The organism is Streptomyces sp. NPDC001393, assembly GCF_053597455.1.
Window position 1 is genome coordinate 1 of sequence record NZ_JBSFIH010000070.1, and the last position, 17741, is coordinate 17741.

Annotated in this window: 13 protein-coding genes and 1 pseudogene; 6 read left to right on the forward strand and 8 right to left on the reverse strand. The window is 71.6% G+C overall.

The features are described from left to right. Nucleotides 1-393, forward strand: a pseudogene (locus ACWC2T_RS40575) (glucose-6-phosphate isomerase); the annotation flags it as partial. Nucleotides 394-478: 85 nt separating this feature from the next. On the opposite strand, the gene ACWC2T_RS40580 reads toward ACWC2T_RS40575, so the two are convergent. From ACWC2T_RS40580 to ACWC2T_RS40590, 3 genes are read right to left on the reverse strand one after another with little or no spacing between them, the layout of a single operon-like run. Next, entirely contained in the window at nucleotides 479-2779 is a 2301-nt protein-coding gene (locus ACWC2T_RS40580) for an ABC transporter permease (RefSeq protein WP_450675317.1), read from the reverse strand. Nucleotides 2780-2781: 2 nt separating this feature from the next. Beyond that, nucleotides 2782-3534, reverse strand: a complete 753-nt coding sequence (locus tag ACWC2T_RS40585) for an ABC transporter ATP-binding protein (protein ID WP_450675318.1) — start codon at nucleotides 3532-3534, stop codon at nucleotides 2782-2784. Continuing rightward, on the reverse strand, nucleotides 3531-4046 hold the full coding sequence (locus tag ACWC2T_RS40590) for a PadR family transcriptional regulator (protein ID WP_351209393.1): 516 nt from the start codon (nucleotides 4044-4046) through the stop codon (nucleotides 3531-3533). Before ACWC2T_RS40590 ends, ACWC2T_RS40585 begins: the two co-directional genes overlap by 4 nt. Nucleotides 4047-4177: 131 nt before the next feature. Here ACWC2T_RS40590 and ACWC2T_RS40595 point away from each other — a divergent pair, with 131 nt between their 5' ends. The 5 genes from ACWC2T_RS40595 to ACWC2T_RS40615 all read left to right on the forward strand — a co-directional run bounded on the left by ACWC2T_RS40595 (nucleotide 4178) and on the right by ACWC2T_RS40615 (nucleotide 10955). Next, nucleotides 4178-5449, forward strand: a complete 1272-nt coding sequence (locus ACWC2T_RS40595; RefSeq protein ID WP_450675319.1) for an ABC transporter substrate-binding protein — start codon at nucleotides 4178-4180, stop codon at nucleotides 5447-5449. Between the two features lie 135 nt (nucleotides 5450-5584). Beyond that, nucleotides 5585-7372 (forward strand): glycoside hydrolase family 13 protein, encoded by a 1788-nt coding sequence (locus tag ACWC2T_RS40600; RefSeq protein WP_450675320.1) that lies wholly within the window; start codon nucleotides 5585-5587, stop codon nucleotides 7370-7372. A gap of 28 nt (nucleotides 7373-7400) precedes the next feature. Further along, complete coding sequence (locus tag ACWC2T_RS40605) at nucleotides 7401-8726, forward strand: ABC transporter substrate-binding protein (RefSeq protein WP_450675321.1); 1326 nt, start codon at nucleotides 7401-7403, stop codon at nucleotides 8724-8726. A gap of 11 nt (nucleotides 8727-8737) precedes the next feature. Further along, nucleotides 8738-10093, forward strand: a complete 1356-nt coding sequence (locus ACWC2T_RS40610; RefSeq protein WP_450675322.1) for an ABC transporter permease subunit — start codon at nucleotides 8738-8740, stop codon at nucleotides 10091-10093. Between the two features lie 22 nt (nucleotides 10094-10115). Next, nucleotides 10116-10955: a carbohydrate ABC transporter permease gene (locus ACWC2T_RS40615; protein WP_450675345.1), complete on the forward strand. Its 840-nt coding sequence runs from the start codon at nucleotides 10116-10118 to the stop codon at nucleotides 10953-10955. Nucleotides 10956-11026: 71 nt separating this feature from the next. On the opposite strand, the gene pgl is transcribed toward ACWC2T_RS40615, so the two are convergent. Genes pgl through tkt form a run of 5 tightly spaced genes read right to left on the reverse strand, consistent with a single transcriptional unit; the run spans nucleotide 11027 to nucleotide 17643 of the window. After that, nucleotides 11027-11809: a 6-phosphogluconolactonase gene (pgl, locus tag ACWC2T_RS40620; protein ID WP_450675323.1), complete on the reverse strand. Its 783-nt coding sequence runs from the start codon at nucleotides 11807-11809 to the stop codon at nucleotides 11027-11029. Then, complete coding sequence (gene opcA / locus ACWC2T_RS40625; protein WP_450675324.1) at nucleotides 11806-12867, reverse strand: glucose-6-phosphate dehydrogenase assembly protein OpcA; 1062 nt, start codon at nucleotides 12865-12867, stop codon at nucleotides 11806-11808. Before opcA ends, pgl begins: the two co-directional genes overlap by 4 nt. Next, nucleotides 12864-14402 carry a glucose-6-phosphate dehydrogenase gene (gene zwf / locus ACWC2T_RS40630; RefSeq protein ID WP_450675325.1) on the reverse strand — a complete coding sequence of 513 codons (1539 nt, stop codon included), beginning with the start codon at nucleotides 14400-14402 and terminating at the stop codon, nucleotides 12864-12866. Before zwf ends, opcA begins: the two co-directional genes overlap by 4 nt. A gap of 1 nt (nucleotide 14403) precedes the next feature. Further along, entirely contained in the window at nucleotides 14404-15522 is a 1119-nt protein-coding gene (gene tal / locus ACWC2T_RS40635) for a transaldolase (protein ID WP_450675326.1), read from the reverse strand. 33 nt (nucleotides 15523-15555) lie between these two features. Then, complete coding sequence (gene tkt / locus ACWC2T_RS40640) at nucleotides 15556-17643, reverse strand: transketolase (RefSeq protein WP_450675327.1); 2088 nt, start codon at nucleotides 17641-17643, stop codon at nucleotides 15556-15558. Nucleotides 17644-17741 lie beyond the last annotated feature (98 nt).

Here is a 17741-nt window from a genome sequence, read left to right on the forward strand (position 1 = left end):
AAGGCCCAGCACGACCTGTTGATGGCCAACTTCTTCGCCCAGACCCAGGCGCTGGCCTTCGGCAAGAGTGCCGAGGAGGTCCGCGCGGAGGGCGTGCCGGAGGAGCTGGTTGCGCACAAGACCTTCCCGGGCAACCGGCCGACGACGACCATCCTCGCGAAGGAGCTCACCCCGTCCGTCCTCGGCCAGCTGATCGCGCTCTACGAACACAAGGTGTTCGTGCAGGGCGCGGTGTGGAACATCGACTCCTTCGACCAGTGGGGCGTGGAACTCGGCAAGGTCCTCGCCAAGCGGGTCGAGCCGGCCCTGACCGAGGGGGCCGAGGTCGAGGGCCTCGACGCGTCGACGAAGACGCTGGTCGCCAAGTACCGGCAGCTGCGCGGCCGTAGCTGACCGGCCGGCGCGGGAGCCGGGCGAGGCAGGGCAGCCCGGCTCCCGTTGACTCCCGGTGATCGCTGACCGCTTGCCCGGGGCCGGCTCAGGCCACCGCGCTCAGGGTGTCCGCGAGCCGGCTGCGCGCCGCTCTGGTCGCGGGCAGCGCGGCGAGCGCCGCCGCCCCGAGCACCGCGGCCGCGCCCAGCCCGAGCAGCAGCGGGGGCGAGGGGGACTGGGCGATCCCGGCGCCGATGCCGCTGGAGCTGCCCTGGGCGTCGATCAGCCGGTGCGCCAGCGGCAGTCCCAGGGCCGTACCGGCGATCACCGCGGCCAGGGCCGTGCAGCTCGTCGCCGTGACGGTGATCGCGGTGATCTGCCGTGGGGACATGCCGATCGCCTTCAGCGCCAGCACGTCCCGCTCGCCCTCGCGGACGCTGCCGCCGATCGCGGTGAGCAGTTCGACCAGCCCGATCAGGGCCAGTACGGCGATCAGCCCGGCGACGACTCCGCGCAGCGGCGAGAGTCCGTCGGCGGGGTTCTCCACCGGGTGCACGTCGAGGTGGCCCCGGCCGGCCGCGGACAGTGCGGCGGCCACCCGCTGCGGGTCGGCACCGGGGCGCAGCCGCAGTTCGTAGAAGGCGGGGGTCAGGGCGGGGTCGTTCTCGCGGAGGGTGTCCAGGGAGGTCGTCACCACCCGGCCCGCGTTCTGCGGTTCGATGCTGCGGCCCACGATGTGCAGGATCTGCGGCCGGTCGCCCACCGTCATGCGCACCCAGTCACCGACCTGGGCGTGCAGCAGGTCCAGCAGGCCCTGGCCGGCCACCGCCTCGTCCGGTCCGCGTGCGGCCCGGCCCTCGGCGAGGGCGTAGGGGTAGGGCTGGGCGTGGGTGCCGACGCCGCGCAGCGCGATGGTGCCGGTCTGGCCGGGCACCAGCGCGGCGACCTCGACCCCGGGATAGGCGGCGGCCACCCGGTGATCGCCGGTGAGCAGGGAGCGCAGGGCGGACGTGTCCAGGGCACCGTCGGAGCGGACCGTCAGGGACGTCGGCAGACCCATGCGCTCCGGGCTGCCGTGGAAGCGGTCGATCGTGGTCCAGGCACTGAGCGCCACCACGATCAGCAGCAGCGGTAGCGCCAGCCGGGCCACGGTGGCCAGTGACCGGCCGCGCCCCGCGAACGCCTTGTGGCAGCCGAGCACCAGCGGAGCCGGCAGCCGCAGCCCGAGCGCCCGGCGGGCGAGGCCCGTCAGCCGTCCGCCGGCCGGTGCGGCCTTGCGTGGCACCGGAACCGGCGGCACCCGCCCGGCCCGCCACGCCGCGAGCCCGGTGGTCAGGCCGATGAACAGCACCGCGCCCACGGGCACCACGAACAGCGCCACGGTGTGCCCCGGCAGCCCCTGCCACACCCCCACGGCGTCGCCGAGCCGGCCGGGGATCCGGCGGCCCAGGGCCTTCGTGAGCGCCGCGGCGGCCACCGAGCCGAGCAGCGCGTACGCCAGATGCTGGAGCAGGAAGATCCGCACGACCTGGCCGGGGGTGAAGCCGATCGCCTTCAGCACCGAGATGTCCCGCAGATGTCCGCGGATGCGGGTGGCGATCGCCCCGTGCACGGCGAGCCCCGCGGCGATCAGGGCGCCCAGGCCGAACAGGCCGAGCACCTGGCCCAGCAGCCGGTTGTCGCCCTGGGCCGCGGAGCGCGCCTGCTGCCACGTGGAGACCTCGCCGACCGCGCCCGCGCCCAGCACCGTGACGGCACGCTGCACCGCGTAGTCCGTGTCGCCCGGGTCGGCCAGGCGCAGCCCGATCACCTGGCCGCCGGGGGCGCGCACGGCGGAGGGCAGGGCCCACACCAGCCCCGGCTGCTCGCCCGGGCTGTAGCGGGGCTCGGCACTGTCCGCGATGCCCTCGACGGTCAGGGTGCGGGCGGTGCCGGGCAGCGTGAGGGTGTCCCCGGGCTCGGCCAGCAGCGCCCGGGCCAGGCCGCTCTCCAGCACCACGCCGTCCGGTTCGGAGGCGGTGAGCCAGTGCCCGGCGGTGAGCAGCGGCCGACCGACGGACGGCAGCCCCGGCGTGCCGCGCAGCTCTACGGAGGCGCGGGTGCCGCGTACGGCGACGGTGGCCGACTCGGTGCGGTAGGGGCCGGCCACGGACTCGACGCCGTCCAGCCGGGCGAGCCTGCCGGTGTCCGCGGAGGGGACGGTGTGGATCCACACGTGCGCCCCGCGGGCCTGTGTGAAGGTGCGCTGCCAGGGGTTGGTCGCGTACCCGAACAGGGCGGTGGCCAGCAGCAGCGAGGCGACGATCCCGGCGGTGGCCAGCACGAGGAACAGCGCCTCGCCACGGTGGGTGCGCAGATCGGAGTGCGCCCAGCGCAGGGTGGCTCGTACGTCCCTGAGGTCCGGCACCGTCAGTCCCTCAGCTCCAGCACGCCCGAGATCCCCGGCTTCCTGGGCGGCGGGCTGTCGTCCAGGGCGGCGTCGTCGGCTATCCGGCCGTCGAAGAAGCTGATCACCCGGTCCGCGGCGCTCGCCAGCCGGGCGTCATGCGTGACCAGCACGATCGTCTGGCCGCGTCCGTGGAAGCGGGACAGCAGCCGCATCACCTCGCGCGTGCCCTTGCTGTCCAGGCTGCCGGCGGGCTCGTCGGCCAGCAGCAGCGGCGGATGGTTGACCAGGGCCCGGGCGAGGGCGACCCGCTGCTGTTCGCCGCCGGACAGCTCGCCCGGCATGCTGCGCTCCTTGCCGGTGAGCCCCAGCTCGGCCAGCAGCTCCTCACGCTCGGCGCGCGCCTTCCTCGGCGGGACGCCGGCGAGCAGGGCGGGCAGCTCGACGTTGTCGGCGACCGACAGGTTGGACACCAGGTTGAAGAACTGGAACACGATCCCGATGGCCCTGCGGCGCTCCACCGCCCAGCGCGCCTCGCTGAAGGAGTCCGTGCACCGGCCGTCCAGCCAGATGCTGCCCTCGTCGGGGCGCTGCAGTCCGCCGAGCAGGTGCAGCAGGGTGGACTTGCCCGCACCCGACGGGCCGGTGATCGCCACGAACTCGCCCCGCGCCACCGACAGAGCGACCCCGCGCACGGCATGCGCGGGCGCGCCCTCGCCGTGGTGGGTCTTCACCAGACCCTCGGCGCGCAGCACCGGAGTGCGGTCGGTGCTCACTGAAGGTCCTCCAGTTCCTCCTGGCACCGTTCCAGCCAGTCGAGGTCGGCCTGCAGATGCAGCATCGCGCCCTCGATGAGCAGATGGGCGATGCGGTTGTCCCGGTTCTCGGCCGCGGCCAGTTTCGACAGGTTGCGCATGGTGTTGAGGTACTGGCGCCGCTGCTTGTTGATGAGGGCGATCTGATCGGTGAGACCGGTCTGCGGGGCGAGGGCGAGCTTCATGAAGAACTCGTCCCGCACCCGCGGCTCGTCCTCGGTCTCCTCGAACCAGGCGTGCAGCGCCTCCCGCCCGGCGTCGGTGAGGTGGTAGACCTTCTTGTTGGGCCGGCCGGCCTGCTCGACGTCCTCGCCCTCGATCAGTCCCGACTTCTCGAGGCGGCCGAGGGTGACGTAGATCTGGCCGACGTTGGGCTGAGGGTACGCGGAGCCCAGCAGTTGCTCAAGGTCCTGCTTCAGCTCGTAGCCGTGGGCCGGGCCGCGGGCGAGGAGTGCCAGGAGGGGCAGGCGCACTCGTGCTGTCCTCCTGTCTGCTCACAATGTGCTCCAGGCCCTAGTATCGCTCATACCTAACAGGTATACATGGCCTCTGACTCCCGGGCGAGGGTGCCCGGAGCCGTGTGCATGTGTTCAGGGAGGAACCTATGCGGTGGATACGCGCCGCCGGTAGGGGCCTTCTCGTTCTCGCCGTGATCCTCACCGGGTACGTCGCCTCCGGCGCGCAGGCCGACGAGGGCGCGGGCGACGGCCGCGGCCCGCTCACCCTGGCCACCGCCGGCGACCTCACCGGCTATCTCGCCCCGCTGCTCCAGGGCTGGAACCGCACGCATCCCGGCGAGAAGGTCACCCTCGTCGAGCTGCCCGACTCCGCCGACGAGACCCATGCGCAGATGACCACCGACCTGCGCGGCGGGGACCGGGGCCGCTTCGACGTCCTCAACATCGACGTCAACTGGACCTCGGAGTTCGCGGCGGCCGGCTGGATCCGGCCGCTGCCGCCGGGCCGCTTCCCGCTGAAGAGCTTCCTGCCGCCGGTCGTGGACACGGCCACCTACGACGGCCGACTGTATGCCGTCCCGTACGTCACGAATGCCGGACTTCTCCTCTACCGCAAGGACATTCTCGCCAAGGAGGGCGTGCCGCCGCCGCGCACCTGGGCCGAGCTGGAGCACGATGCGAAGACCATCGCGCCCAAGTACCACCTCGGCGGCTACGCGGGCCAGTTCCTGCCCTACGAGGGCCTCACCGTGAACGCGGCCGAGGCCGTGTACTCGGCGGGCGGCACGATCCTCGGCGACGAGGGCGCCCGGGTCACCGTGGACTCCTCCGCCGCCCGCGAGGGCATCGGCTTCCTCGCCCGCGGTGTGCGCGAGGGCTGGATACCGAAGGCGGCGCTGACGTACAAGGAGGAGGAGTCCAAGCAGGCCTTCCAGGACGGCAGGCTGCTCTTCCTGCGCAACTGGCCCTATGCCTACGCCGTGGCCTCCGCCAGGGGATCCAGGGTCGCCGGGAAGATCGGCGCCGTACCGCTGCCCGGACCCCACGGGCCGGGGACCAGCGTGCTCGGCGGCTCCAACCTCGCCGTGAACTCCCATGCCCGGCACCCCGATTCGGCCGCCCGCCTGATCGCGTACCTCACCAGCGCGCCCGTCCAGCGCCAGGTGCTCACCCGGGGCGCGCTGCCGCCCGTACGCGCCGCACTCTACGAAGATCCCGCGCTCATCAGGCAGTTCCCCTACCTCCCGACCCTGCGCACCGCCGTGCTCACCGCCGCGCCGCGCCCCAAGAGTCCGCACTACGACCAGGTCAGCCTGGTCGTGCAGGCGGTGATGCAGGACGCGCTCACCGGGCGGGAGAGTCCCGAACGGGCTGTGCGGCGGCTCGCGCGCGAGCTCGACGCGATCGCCCGCCGCTAGTTACTCGTTAAGTAACGCGCAGATCTCATCTCGGTGCGCGATGCCCCCTTAGGTCCAGTTTTGCGCAGCCAACTCGCCAGTAGCCTGCGTTCTTTTCGTTGACACCTTCGCGACACGCCTACCTAACATGCATGCATGCTGAGTAAGTACCACTGGTGGCGTGACGCGGTGATCTACCAGGTCTACGTCCGCAGCTTTCTCGACAGCACCGGCGACGGCATCGGCGATCTGGCCGGCGTCCGGGCCGGGCTGCCGTATCTGAAGAAGCTGGGCGTCGACGGGATCTGGCTGAGCCCGTTCTACCCCTCGCCCCAGCACGACCACGGCTACGACGTGGCCGACTACTGCGGGGTCGACCCGCTCTTCGGCGACCTCGCCGAGTTCGACCTGCTGATGGCGGCCGCCCGGCGGCTCGGCATCAAGGTGCTCCTGGACATCGTCCCCAACCACTGCTCCAGCGAGCATCCGTGGTTCCGCGAGGCGCTCGCCGGCGCACCCGGCAGCCCGGCCCGCGCCCGCTTCCACTTCGCCGACGGCCGCGGCCAGGACGGCGCCGAGCCGCCCAACAACTGGCACGCCATGTTCGGCGGCCCCGCCTGGACCCGGGTCGCCGACGGCCAGTGGTACCTGCACATGTTCACGCCCGAGCAGCCCGACTGGAACTGGCGCACCCCCGAGGTCGCCGCCGAGTTCGACCGCGTTCTGCGCTTCTGGCTGGACCGGGGCGTCGACGGCTTCCGCATCGACGTCGCCGCCGGCCTCTACAAGCACCCCGAACTGCCCGACTCCGACGACCCGGAGGCCGACGCCCGCACCCGCGACTCGGTCAACCCCCTCGCCTGGAACCAGCCCGAGGTGCACGAGGTGTGGCGGCAGTGGCGCGCGACCTGCGAGGAGTACACGGCACGCGACGGCCGCGAACGCCTCCTCGTCGGCGAGGTCTCCGTGCCCACCGCCCGCGAACACGCCCTGTACGTCCGCCCGGACGAACTCCACCAGGCCTTCTTCTTCGACCTGCTCGGCGCCCCCTGGGACGCCGACGCCTTCCGCAAGGTCATCTCCGAGGCCATGCAGGACATCGCCGGCACCGGCTCCACGGTCACCTGGGTCCTCAACAACCACGACCAGGTCCGCACCGTCACCCGCTACGGCGAACCCGCCCCCGAGGGCAGCGGCCCGGGGGCTGCGTCGGAAGTGGCGCCTGCCGGGCGACGCCTTGCACGCACTCTCGCCGCACCGGGCGAAAGCCCAAGTACGTCCAGTACGAGGGCTTCCGCCCGGCACGCCGAGAGCACGCACCATGCGCCGCCCGGCCCGCCCTTCGGGCGGACGACGCCACTTCCGACGCAGCCCCTGGGCGCCGCCCGCGCCCGCGCCGCAGCCCTGCTGATGCTGGCGCTGCCCGGAGCCGCGTACATCTACCAGGGTGAGGAGCTGGGCCTGCCCGAGGTCGTCGACCTGCCCGACGACGTGCTCACCGACCCGATATTCCGCCGCACCGGAAGCCGCGCCCGGATCCGCGACGGCTGCCGGGTGCCGCTGCCCTGGTCCGGACAGGCCTCCCCGTTCGGCTTCACCTCCGGCGTGGAGGGCGCCAAGCCCTGGCTGCCGCAGCCCGACTACTTCGCCGAGTACGCCACCGACCGCGCCCTCGCCGACACCCGCTCCTTCTGGCACCTGTACCGCGACGGTCTCCAACTCAGGCGATCCCTGCCCCAGTTGGGCGAGGGCACCCTCCAGTGGCTGGACACCCCGCCCGGCGTCCTCGCCTTCACCCGCGGCGACGGCCTGGTCTGCGCCGTCAACTTCGGTACGGCCCCCACGCCCGCCCCGGTCTCCGGCACCCCCCTGCTCTCCAGCGGCCCCTGCCCGGTGGGCGTCCTGCCCGGCGCCACGGCCGCCTGGTGGCTCAGCGACCTGTGATCAACCACCTCTTGAAGGGACATCGACGATGATGCGACGACGTACCACCCTGCTCACCAGCTGCACCGCCCTCACCCTCGCCCTCGGCGCGACCGCCTGCGGCGGCGGCCCCGTCTCGGCCGGCGGCGGTGACAAGGCGCTCAGCGGCCAGACCGTCACCGTGGCCGGCGTCTGGACCGGCAGCGAACAGAAGAACTTCCAGAAGGTGCTCGACGCGTTCACCGCGAAGACCGGCGCCAAGACGCAGTTCATCTCCACCGGCGACAACGTCTCCACCGTCGTCGGCAGCAAGATCGAGGGCGGCAACGCGCCCGACGTCGTGATGGTCCCGCAGATCGGCGTCCTGGACCAGTTCGCCAAGAAGGGCTGGCTCAGGCCGCTGTCGCCGACGGCACAGGCGACGATCACCGCCGACTACGCGCCCGTGTGGAAGAAGTACGGCAGCGTCGACGGCACCCTGTACGGCCTGTACTTCAAGGCCGCCCACAAGTCCACCGTCTGGTACAGCCCCGACGCCCTCACCCAGGCCGGGGTCAAGCCGCCGAAGACGTACGACGAGATGCTGAAGGCCGGACACACCGTCTCCGACTCCGGGCTCGCCGCCTTCTCCGTCGCCGGTGAGGACGGCTGGACCCTCACCGACTGGTTCGAGAACATCTACCTCTCCCAGGCCGGACCCCAGAAGTACGACGCCCTCGCCGCGCACAAGCTGAAGTGGACCGACCCGAGCGTGGTCAAGGCGTTGGGGACGCTCGGCCAGCTGTTCAAGGACAAGCAGCTGATCGCGGGCGGCCAGAAGGAGGCCCTGAACACCGACTTCCCCAGCTCGGTGGAGAAGGTGTTCGGACCCAAGCCCGAGGCCGGCATGGTCTACGAGGGCGACTTCGTGGCCGGGGTCGCGCACGACCAGTTCGGCAAGACCATCGGCAAGGACGCGAACTTCTTCCCGTTCCCGGCCGTCGACGGCGGCACGGCACCGGTCGTCAGCGGCGGCGACGCGGCGGTCGTCCTCAAGGACGGCAAGAACGCCAAGGCCGGCATGCAGCTCCTGGAGTACCTGGCCACCCCCGAGGCCGCGGCCGTGTGGGCGAAGGCGGGCGGCTTCCTGTCTCCGAACAAGAAGCTCGACCTCACCTCCTACGGCGACGACGTCACCCGCGCCACCGCCAAGTCCCTGATCGACGCCGGCGACTCGGTCCGCTTCGACATGTCCGACCAGGCCCCGGCGGCCTTCGGCGGCACCAAGGGCGCCGGCGAGTGGAAGCTGCTCCAGGACTTCCTGCGCGACCCGTCGGACCCGAAGGGCACCGCGGCGAAGCTGGAAGCCGCGGCGGCCAAGGCCTACCAGGGCTGAGCGGCAGCACCATGACCGCCACCACTGTCGTGAAACAGCAGGCGGGCCCGCAGGCCGCCGCCGGCGCGGCGCGCGGGCGCCGCGGCCGGCGGCGCGCCCGGCTGATCGCCCTGCTCTTCGTCTTCCCCGCGCTGCTCCTGCTCGGCGCGCTCGTCGTCTACCCGGTGCTGTTCTCCGTCGGCCGCAGCTTCTTCGACGCCTCCGGCACCCGGTTCGTCGGCGGTGACAACTACGCCGAGATGTTCCGCGACCCGGCCACCCTGAAGGCCATCCGCAACACCACCATCTGGGTCGTCGTGGCCCCGGCCCTGCTCACCGGCCTCGGCCTGATCCTGGCCGTCCTGGTCGAGAAGGTCCGCTGGGCGACCGCCTTCAAGCTCCTGCTGTTCATGCCGATGGCGGTGTCCTTCCTCGCCGCCGGCATCATCTTCCGGCTCGCCTACGACGAGGACCCGAACAAGGGCGTGCTGAACGCGGCCGTGGTCTCCGTGCACGACGCCTTCGAGGGCACGTCGTCCTACCCGACGGCACGCGGCCGCGAGGGCCTGCTGACCCGGGACCGGGACGGCGCGTACCGTACGACCGCCGCCGCCGGCCACTCGGTGACGCTTCCGATGGTCGGCGTGCTGCCCAAGGACCTGCCCAAGGGGGCCGAGCCCGCTGCGGCGGCGGCCGCCCGCAAGGCGGCACCCGGCGAGCTGCGCGGGGTCGTCTACCTGGACTTCACCCCGGGCGGGGGAGGCAGGCCGGGCAAGGTCGACCCGAAGGAGAGCGGACTGCCCGGCATGAAGGTCGAGGCGGTGCGCGACGGGCGTACGGCCGCGAGCACGACCACCGTGGCCGACGGTTCCTTCCGCTTCACCGGGCTGCGCGCGGGCTCGTACACCGTGACGCTCCCGGCGTCCAACTTCGCCCCGCCCTACCAGGGCGTCTCCTGGCTCGGCCCGACCCTCGTCACCCCGGCCATCATCGGCGCGTACCTGTGGATCTGGACCGGCTTCGCGATGGTGCTGATCGGCGCGGGCCTCGCGACCCTGCCCCGGGACGCGCTGGAGGCGGCCCGGATGGACGGCGCGAACGAGTGGCAGATCTTCCGCCGGATCACGGTCCCGCTGCTGGCGCCCGTCCTCACCGTGGTCTTCGTGACCCTCGTCATCAACGTGATGAAGGTCTTCGACCTCGTCTACATCATCGCGCCCGGGCCGGTGCAGGAGGACGCCACGGTGCTCGCCACCCAGATGTGGCTCGTGTCCTTCGGCGGCGGCAACAACCAGGGCCTCGGCAGCGCGCTGGGCGTGCTGCTCCTGCTCCTGGTGATCCCGGCGATGGTCTTCAACGTCCGCCGATTCCGCCGTAGTCAACGATGAGGAGCCAGCGATGAACTCGGCCATGAACGCGATGCGGCGGGGCCTGGGCAACGGCCTGGTGCAGGCCTTCCTGGTGGTGATCGGCCTGGTCTGGCTGACCCCGCTCGCAGGCCTCTTCGTGTCCTCCCTGCGGTCGGCGCAGGACACCGCGAAGGGCGGCTGGTGGACGGCGTTCACCAGTCCCCGCGAGCTGTCCTTCGACAACTACTCGGCGCTGCTGAAGAACTCCGGCATGACGCAGGCCTTCTGGAACACCGTGCTGATCTCGGTGCCGGCCACGACGCTCGTCGTGGTCATCGCCGCCCTCGCCGGATACGCCTTCGCCTGGCTGGACTTCCCACTGCGGGAGCCCCTCTTCCTGCTGGTGGTGGCCCTGTTGGTGGTGCCGGTCCAGATCGGACTGCTGCCGGTGGCCAAGCTCTTCGGCGCGCTGGGCCTGTTCGGCACGATGCCCGGGGTCGTCCTCTTCCACGTGGCATACGGGCTGCCGTTCGCGGTGTTCCTGCTCCGCAACTACTTCGCGGAGATGCCGAAGGAGATGCTGGAGGCGGCGCGGATGGACGGCGGCAGCGAGTGGCGCATCTTCACCCGCCTGGTCCTGCCCGTGGGCCGGCCCGCGATCGCCTCGCTCGCCATCTTCCAGTTCCTGTGGGTCTGGAACGACATGCTGGTGGCGTTGCTGTTCGCCGACAGCTCCTCGCAGCCGCTGACGGTGGAACTCCAGTCCCAGATCCGGCAGTTCGGCAGCAACATCGACGTCCTGGCCCCGGGCGCCTTCCTGTCCCTGATCGTGCCGGTGGTGGTGTTCTTCGCCTTCCAGCGGCACTTCGTCCAGGGGGTGATGGCGGGCTCGGTCAAGTGACCGGGCCCGCTGGGCTCACGCCGTCGCTGCTGCGGCAGAACTGGCCCGCCCGGTAGCAGTGGTTCACCGGTTCACGGCGAAGCCGGCGGATACAGCGACCTCGGCAGCTGCGAGGCCGCCGCCGAGTCCAGCAGCCACAGGGTGCGGGAGCGGCCGTACGCCCCTGCCGCCGGGGCCTGGATCTCGCCCGCGCCCGACAGGGCGATGGCCGCGGCCTCCGCCTTGTCCTCACCGGCCGCGAGGAGCCAGACCTCGCGGGCCGAGCGGATCGCCGGGAGGGTGAGGGATATCCGGGTCGGCGGGGGCTTGGGGGCGCCGTGGACGCCGATCACCGTGCGTTCCGTCTCCCGGACCCCGGGATGCTCCGGGAACAGGGAGGCCACGTGGGTGTCCGGGCCGACGCCCAGCATCAGGACGTCGAAGGTGGGCACCGAACCGTGGTTCTCGGGTCCGGCCGCCTTCGCCAGCTCCGCCGCGTACGCCTCCGCCGCCGCGTCGACGTCCTTGCCGTACGGGCCGTCGGAGGCGGGCATGGCGTGCACGCGCTCCGGGGCCAGCGGGACAGAGTCGAGCAGGGCCGCGCGGGCCTGCGTGACATTGCGCTCGGGGTCGCCCTCGGGGAGGTAACGCTCGTCCCCCCACCACAGGTCGAGCCGGCCCCAGTCGATGGCGTCCCGGGCCGGGGCCGCCGCCAGCGCGGCCAGCAGGCCGTTGCCGTTGCGGCCGCCCGTGAGGACCACGGACGCGGTGCCCCGGGAGGCCTGCGCGTCCACGATCTTCGTGATCAGGCGGGCCGCGGCGGCCTGCGCCATCAGTTCCTTGTCGCGGTGGACGACCAGCTGCGGAGTGCTCACTTCGCCGCCGCCTTCCTCGCCGGTGCCTTCTTCGCGGTCTTGGCGGCCGCCTTCTTCGCGGGTGCCTCGGCCGCTTCCGCCACGGGCTCCGGCCCGGCCACCGGCTCGCTCGCCGCGGGCTGCTGTTCCGGAACCGTGTTCAGCCGCTCCACGCCGTAGCGCAGCGCCGACGCGTAGGTGTCGTCCGGGTCGAGCCGGCGCAGCTCCTCCGCGATCAGCTCGGCGGTCTCCCGCCGCTTCAGCGCCACCGCGCGGGCCGGCTGGCCCTCGATGGACAGCGTGGCCAGCGTGCCGTCCGCGCGGTCCAGGACGATCGGACCACAGCTCGTGTCCATGCGGACCGCGGTGAGACCCGGGCCGCCCGACAGCGACCGCTTCACGGGCACCTCCAGCCGGTCCGCGAGCCACATCGCCAGCAGCTCGCAGCTCGGGTTGAACTCCTCGCCCTCCACCTCGACGGCCCGCACCTCGCAGGTGACCTGGTCGAGTGCCGCCGCGAGCATGGAACGCCACGGCGTGATCCTCGTCCAGGACAGGTCGGTGTCGCCGGGCGTGTAGGCCGCGGCGCGGGCGGACAGCTCCCGCACCGGCTGCTCGGCGGCGTAGGTGTCGGTGACCCGGCGCTGGGCGAGCGCGCCCAGCGGGTCCTTGGCCGGCTCCAGCGGGGCGTTCACCGGCCACCACACGACCACCGGCGCGTCCGGCAGCAGCAGCGGCAGCACCACCGAGTCGGCGTGCTCGGCGACCTCGCCGTACAGCCGCAGCACGACCGTCTCGCCGGTGCCCGCGTCCGCGCCCACCCGCACCTCGGCGTCCAGCCGGGACGTCGTACGGTCGCGCGGGGAGCGGGAGACCCGCTTGATGACCACCAGCGTGCGCGAAGGGTGCTCGCGCGACGCGTCGTTGGCAGCCTTCAACGCGTCGTAGGCGTTCTCCTCGTCGGTGACGATGACGAGGGTGAGGACCATGCCGACGGCGGGGGTGCCGATGGCGCGGCGACCCTGCACGAGCGCCTTGTTGATGTCGCCGGCGGTGGTGTCGGTCAGGTCTATCTTCATGGCCGGCGCCAGCTCCGTCCGTCTCGTGCGAGCATCTCGTCCGCCTCGGCGGGGCCCCAGGTGCCCGACTTGTACTGCGCGGGCCTGCCGTGCTTGTCCCAGTACTGCTCGATCGGGTCGAGGATCTTCCAGGACAGCTCGACCTCCTCCGTGCGCGGGAAGAGGTTGGCGTCGCCGAGCAGCACGTCCAGGATGAGGCGCTCGTACGCCTCCGGGCTGGACTCCGTGAAGGACTCGCCGTAGGCGAAGTCCATGGAGACGTCCCGGATCTCCATCGAGGTGCCCGGCACCTTCGAGCCGAAGCGGACCGTGACGCCCTCGTCCGGCTGGACGCGGATGACGATCGCGTTCTGGCCCAGCTCCTCCGTCGCCGTGGTGTCGAAGGGGGAGTGCGGGGCCCGCTGGAAGACGACGGCGATCTCGGTGACCCGGCGGCCGAGGCGCTTGCCGGTGCGCAGGTAGAAGGGGACGCCCGCCCAGCGGCGGTTGTCGATCTCCAGCTTGATCGCCGCGTAGGTGTCGGTCTTCGACTTCGGGTCGATGCCCTCCTCTTCGAGGTAGCCGGTGACCTTCTCGCCGCCCTGCCAGCCGGCCGCGTACTGCCCGCGCACGGTGCTGCGGCCCAGGTCCTTGGGCAGCCGTACCGCGCCGAGCACCTTCTCCTTCTCCGCGGCCAGCGCGTCCGCGTCGAAGGAGGCGGGCTCCTCCATGGCGGTCAGCGCCATGAGCTGGAGCAGGTGGTTCTGGATGACGTCACGGGCGGCGCCGATGCCGTCGTAGTAGCCGGCCCGGCCGCCGATGCCGATGTCCTCGGCCATGGTGATCTGCACGTGGTCCACGAAGGACCGGTTCCAGATCGGCTCGAACATGGTGTTGGCGAAGCGCAGCGCCAGGATGTTCTGGACGGTCTCCTTGCCGAGGTAGTGGTCGATCCGGAACACCTGGTCCGGGGTGAACACCTCGTGCACGACCTTGTTCAGCTCCTCGGCCGACGTCAGGTCGTGGCCGAACGGCTTCTCGATGACCGCGCGCCGCCAGGAACCGCCCGACTGCTCGGCCAGCCCGTGCTTCTTCAGCTGCTGGATGACGACGGGGAAGGAGCGCGGCGGCACCGACAGGTAGAAGGCGAAGTTGCCGCCCGTGCCCTGGGCCTTGTCCAGCTCCTCGATGGTGGAGCGCAGCCGCTCGAACGCGTCGTCGTCGTCGAAGGTGCCCTGGACGAAGCGCATCCCCTGGATGAGCTGCTGCCAGACCTCCTCGCGGAACGGCGTACGGGCGTGCGCCTTGACGGCGTCGTGGACCTCCTGCGCGAAGTCCTCGTTCGCCCACTCGCGGCGGGCGAAGCCCACCAGCGAGAAGCCCGGCGGCAGCAGACCCCGGTTGGCGAGGTCGTACACCGCGGGCATCAGCTTCTTGCGGGACAGGTCGCCCGTGACCCCGAAGATGACCAGGCCCGACGGCCCCGCGATGCGCGGGAGCCGTCGGTCGGCCGGGTCACGAAGCGGGTTCGCTCCGGAACCGGAAAGGGGTGACAACTCAGCCCTCCGTAGGGGCGAGGCGCTCGAGCTCCGCCTGGGTGGACTTCAGCAGGTCGATCCAGGACGCCTCGAACTTCTCGACGCCCTCGTCCTCCAGCACCTGCACGACGTCGTCGTACGAGATGCCCAGCTTCTCCAGCGCGTCCAGGTCGGCACGCGCCTGCTCGTAGGTGCCGGCGACGGTGTCGCCGCTGATCTCGCCGTGGTCCTCGGTGGCCTCCAGCGTGGCCTCCGGCATGGTGTTGACCGTGTTCGGGGCGACCAGCTCGGTGACGTACAGGGTGTCCGGGTAGGCCGGGTCCTTCACACCGGTCGACGCCCACAGCGGACGCTGCTTGTTGGCGCCCGCGTTCTCCAGCGCCTGCCAGCGGTCGGAGGAGAAGACCTCCTCGTACGCCTGGTAGGCCAGGCGCGCGTTGGCGACGGCGGCCTTGCCGCGCAGCGCCTTCGCCTCGTCGGTGCCGATGCCGTCCAGGCGCTTGTCGATCTCGGTGTCCACGCGGGACACGAAGAAGGACGCCACGGAGTGGATCAGCGAGAGGTCCAGGCCGCGCTCCTTGGCCTTCTCCAGGCCGGAGAGGTAGGCGTCCATGACGGCCCGGTACCGCTCCAGGGAGAAGATCAGGGTGACGTTGACGCTGATGCCGAGGCCGATCGTCTCGGTGATCGCCGGCAGACCCGCCTTGGTGGCCGGGATCTTGATCAGCGTGTTGGGGCGGTCCACCAGCCACGCCAGCTGCTTGGCCTCGGCGACGGTGGCCCTGGTGTTGTGCGCGAGGCGAGGGTCGACCTCGATGGAGACCCGGCCGTCCTTGCCGCCGGTGGCGTCGAAGACCGGGCGCAGGATGTCGGCGGCGTCACGGACGTCCGCCGTGGTGATCATGCGGATGGCCTCTTCGACGGTGACCTTGCGGGCGGCGAGGTCCGAGACCTGCTGCTCGTAGCCGTCGCCGCCGCTGATCGCCTTCTGGAAGATCGTCGGGTTGGTGGTGACGCCCACGACGTGCTGCTGGTCGATCAGCTCGGCGAGGTTGCCGGACGTGATCCGCTTGCGCGACAGGTCGTCCAGCCAGATCGCGACGCCTTCCTCGGAGAGGCGCTTGAGTGCGTCTGTCATGGAATTACATCTCCTACGTGTCGTATATGAGCGTCAGCGCTGGGCGGCGGCGAGGGATTCCCGGGCCTTGGCGGCCACGTTCTCGGCAGTGAAGCCGAACTCGCGGAAGAGCACCTTGCCATCGGCGGAAGCACCGAAGTGCTCCAGGGAAACGATGCGGCCGGCGTCCCCGACATAGCGGTACCAGGTCAGCCCGATGCCCGCCTCCACGGCCACACGGGCCCGGACGGACGGCGGGAGCACGGAGTCCCGGTACCCCTGGTCCTGCTCCTCGAACCACTCGACGGACGGCATCGACACGACCCGCGTCGGGACACCCTCGGCCTGCAGCTGCTCCCGCGCCTCCACGGCCACGTGCACCTCGGAACCGGTGGCGATCAGGATCACCTGAGCCGCGCCGCCCTCGGCCTCGAACAGAACGTAGCCACCGCGCGCGGCGTCCTCGTTGGGCTCGTACGTCGGCACGCCCTGGCGGGTGAGCGCCAGACCGTGCGGCTGCGCCTTGCCGAATTCCTTGGTGTACCGCTTGAGGATCTCGCGCCAGGCGATCGCGGTCTCGTTGGCGTCCGCCGGGCGCACGATGTTCAGGCCGGGGATGGCGCGCAGCGAGGCCAGGTGCTCGACCGGCTGGTGGGTGGGGCCGTCCTCGCCGAGGCCGATGGAGTCGTGCGTCCACACGTACGTCACCGGCAGGTGCATCAGGGCCGACAGGCGCACCGCGTTGCGCATGTAGTCGGAGAAGACGAGGAACGTACCGCCGTAGACACGGGTGTTGCCGTGCAGCGCGATGCCGTTCAGCTCGGCGCCCATCGAGTGCTCGCGGATGCCGAAGTGGATCGTGCGGCCGTACGGGTCGGCCTCCGGCAGCGGGTTGCCCTCGGGCAGGAAGGAGCTGTCCTTGTCGATGGTCGTGTTGTTCGACCCGGCGAGGTCGGCGGAGCCGCCCCACAGCTCGGGGATCACAGCGCCGAGCGCCTGCAGCACCTTGCCGGAGGCGGCACGCGTCGCGACACCCTTGCCCGGCTCGAAGACCGGGATCTTCTCCTCCCAGCCGGTGGGCAGCTCGCCCCGGCTGATGCGGTCGAACTCGGCGGCACGCTCGGGGTTGGCGTCCCGCCACTGCTGCAGGGACTTCTCCCACTCGGCCTTCGCCTGCGCGCCGCGCTCCAGCGCCTGCCGGGTGTGGGCGATCACCTCGTCCTCGACGGCGAAGTGCTGCTCCGGGTCGAAGCCCAGGACGCGCTTGGTGGCCGCGACCTCCTCCTCGCCCAGCGCCGAGCCGTGCGCGGCCTCGGTGTTCTGGGCGGTCGGGGCCGGCCAGGCGATGATCGAGCGCATCGCGATGAAGGACGGCCGGTCGGTGACCGCCTTGGCCTTCTCGATCGCGGCGAAGATCGCCTGCGGGTCCAGGTCGCCGTTGTCCTGGGCCTCCACGCGCTGCACGTGCCAGCCGTACGCCTCGTACCGCTTGACGGTGTCCTCGGAGACGGCCGTCTCGGTGTCGCCCTCGATCGAGATGTGGTTGTCGTCCCACAGCAGGATCAGGTTGCCGAGCTTCTGGTGACCGGCCAGCGAGGACGCCTCGGCGGAGATGCCCTCCTGGAGGCAGCCGTCACCGGCGATGCAGTAGACGAAGTGGTCGAAGGGGGACTCGCCGACCGGGGCCTGGGGGTCGAACAGACCGCGCTCGTAGCGGGCGGCCATCGCCATGCCCACCGCGTTGGCCACACCCTGGCCCAGCGGCCCGGTCGTGGTCTCCACGCCCTTGGTGTGCCCGTACTCCGGGTGGCCCGGGGTCTTCGAACCCCAGGTGCGGAAGGACTCCAGGTCCTCGAGCTCCAGGCCGAAGCCGGCCAGGTAGAGCTGGGTGTAGAGGGTCAGGGACGAGTGGCCGGCGGACAGCACGAAGCGGTCGCGCCCGACCCACTCCGGGTCGGCCGGGTCGTGCCGCATCACCTTCTGGAAAAGGGTGTAGGCGGCCGGGGCCAGGCTCATCGCCGTACCGGGATGGCCGTTGCCGACCTTCTGTACGGCGTCTGCGGCCAGGACACGGGCGGTGTCCACGGCCCGCTGGTCCAGCTCGGTCCACTCAAGGTCTGTGGTGGTCGGCTTGGTGCTCACCCTGGGTCAGGGCTCCTCTCCACATGTCGGTCGCCGGTCTTCGGGGCATACGCGCCCACCCGGCCGCCGGCGTGCTTGCCGCCCGCCGGCCGGTGCCG

Excerpts from the sequence above, each read along its gene's own strand:
- ACWC2T_RS40595 (WP_450675319.1), top strand. The coding sequence starts at position 4,178 with ATGCGGTGGATACGCGCCGCCGGTAGGGGCCTTCTCGTTCTCGCCGTG.
- ACWC2T_RS40600 (WP_450675320.1), top strand. The coding sequence starts at position 5,585 with ATGCTGAGTAAGTACCACTGGTGGCGTGACGCGGTGATCTACCAGGTC.
- ACWC2T_RS40605 (WP_450675321.1), top strand. The coding sequence starts at position 7,401 with ATGATGCGACGACGTACCACCCTGCTCACCAGCTGCACCGCCCTCACC.
- ACWC2T_RS40610 (WP_450675322.1), top strand. The coding sequence starts at position 8,738 with ATGACCGCCACCACTGTCGTGAAACAGCAGGCGGGCCCGCAGGCCGCC.
- ACWC2T_RS40615 (WP_450675345.1), top strand. The coding sequence starts at position 10,116 with ATGAACGCGATGCGGCGGGGCCTGGGCAACGGCCTGGTGCAGGCCTTC.
- opcA (WP_450675324.1), bottom strand. The coding sequence starts at position 12,867 with ATGAAGATAGACCTGACCGACACCACCGCCGGCGACATCAACAAGGCG.
- tal (WP_450675326.1), bottom strand. The coding sequence starts at position 15,522 with ATGACAGACGCACTCAAGCGCCTCTCCGAGGAAGGCGTCGCGATCTGG.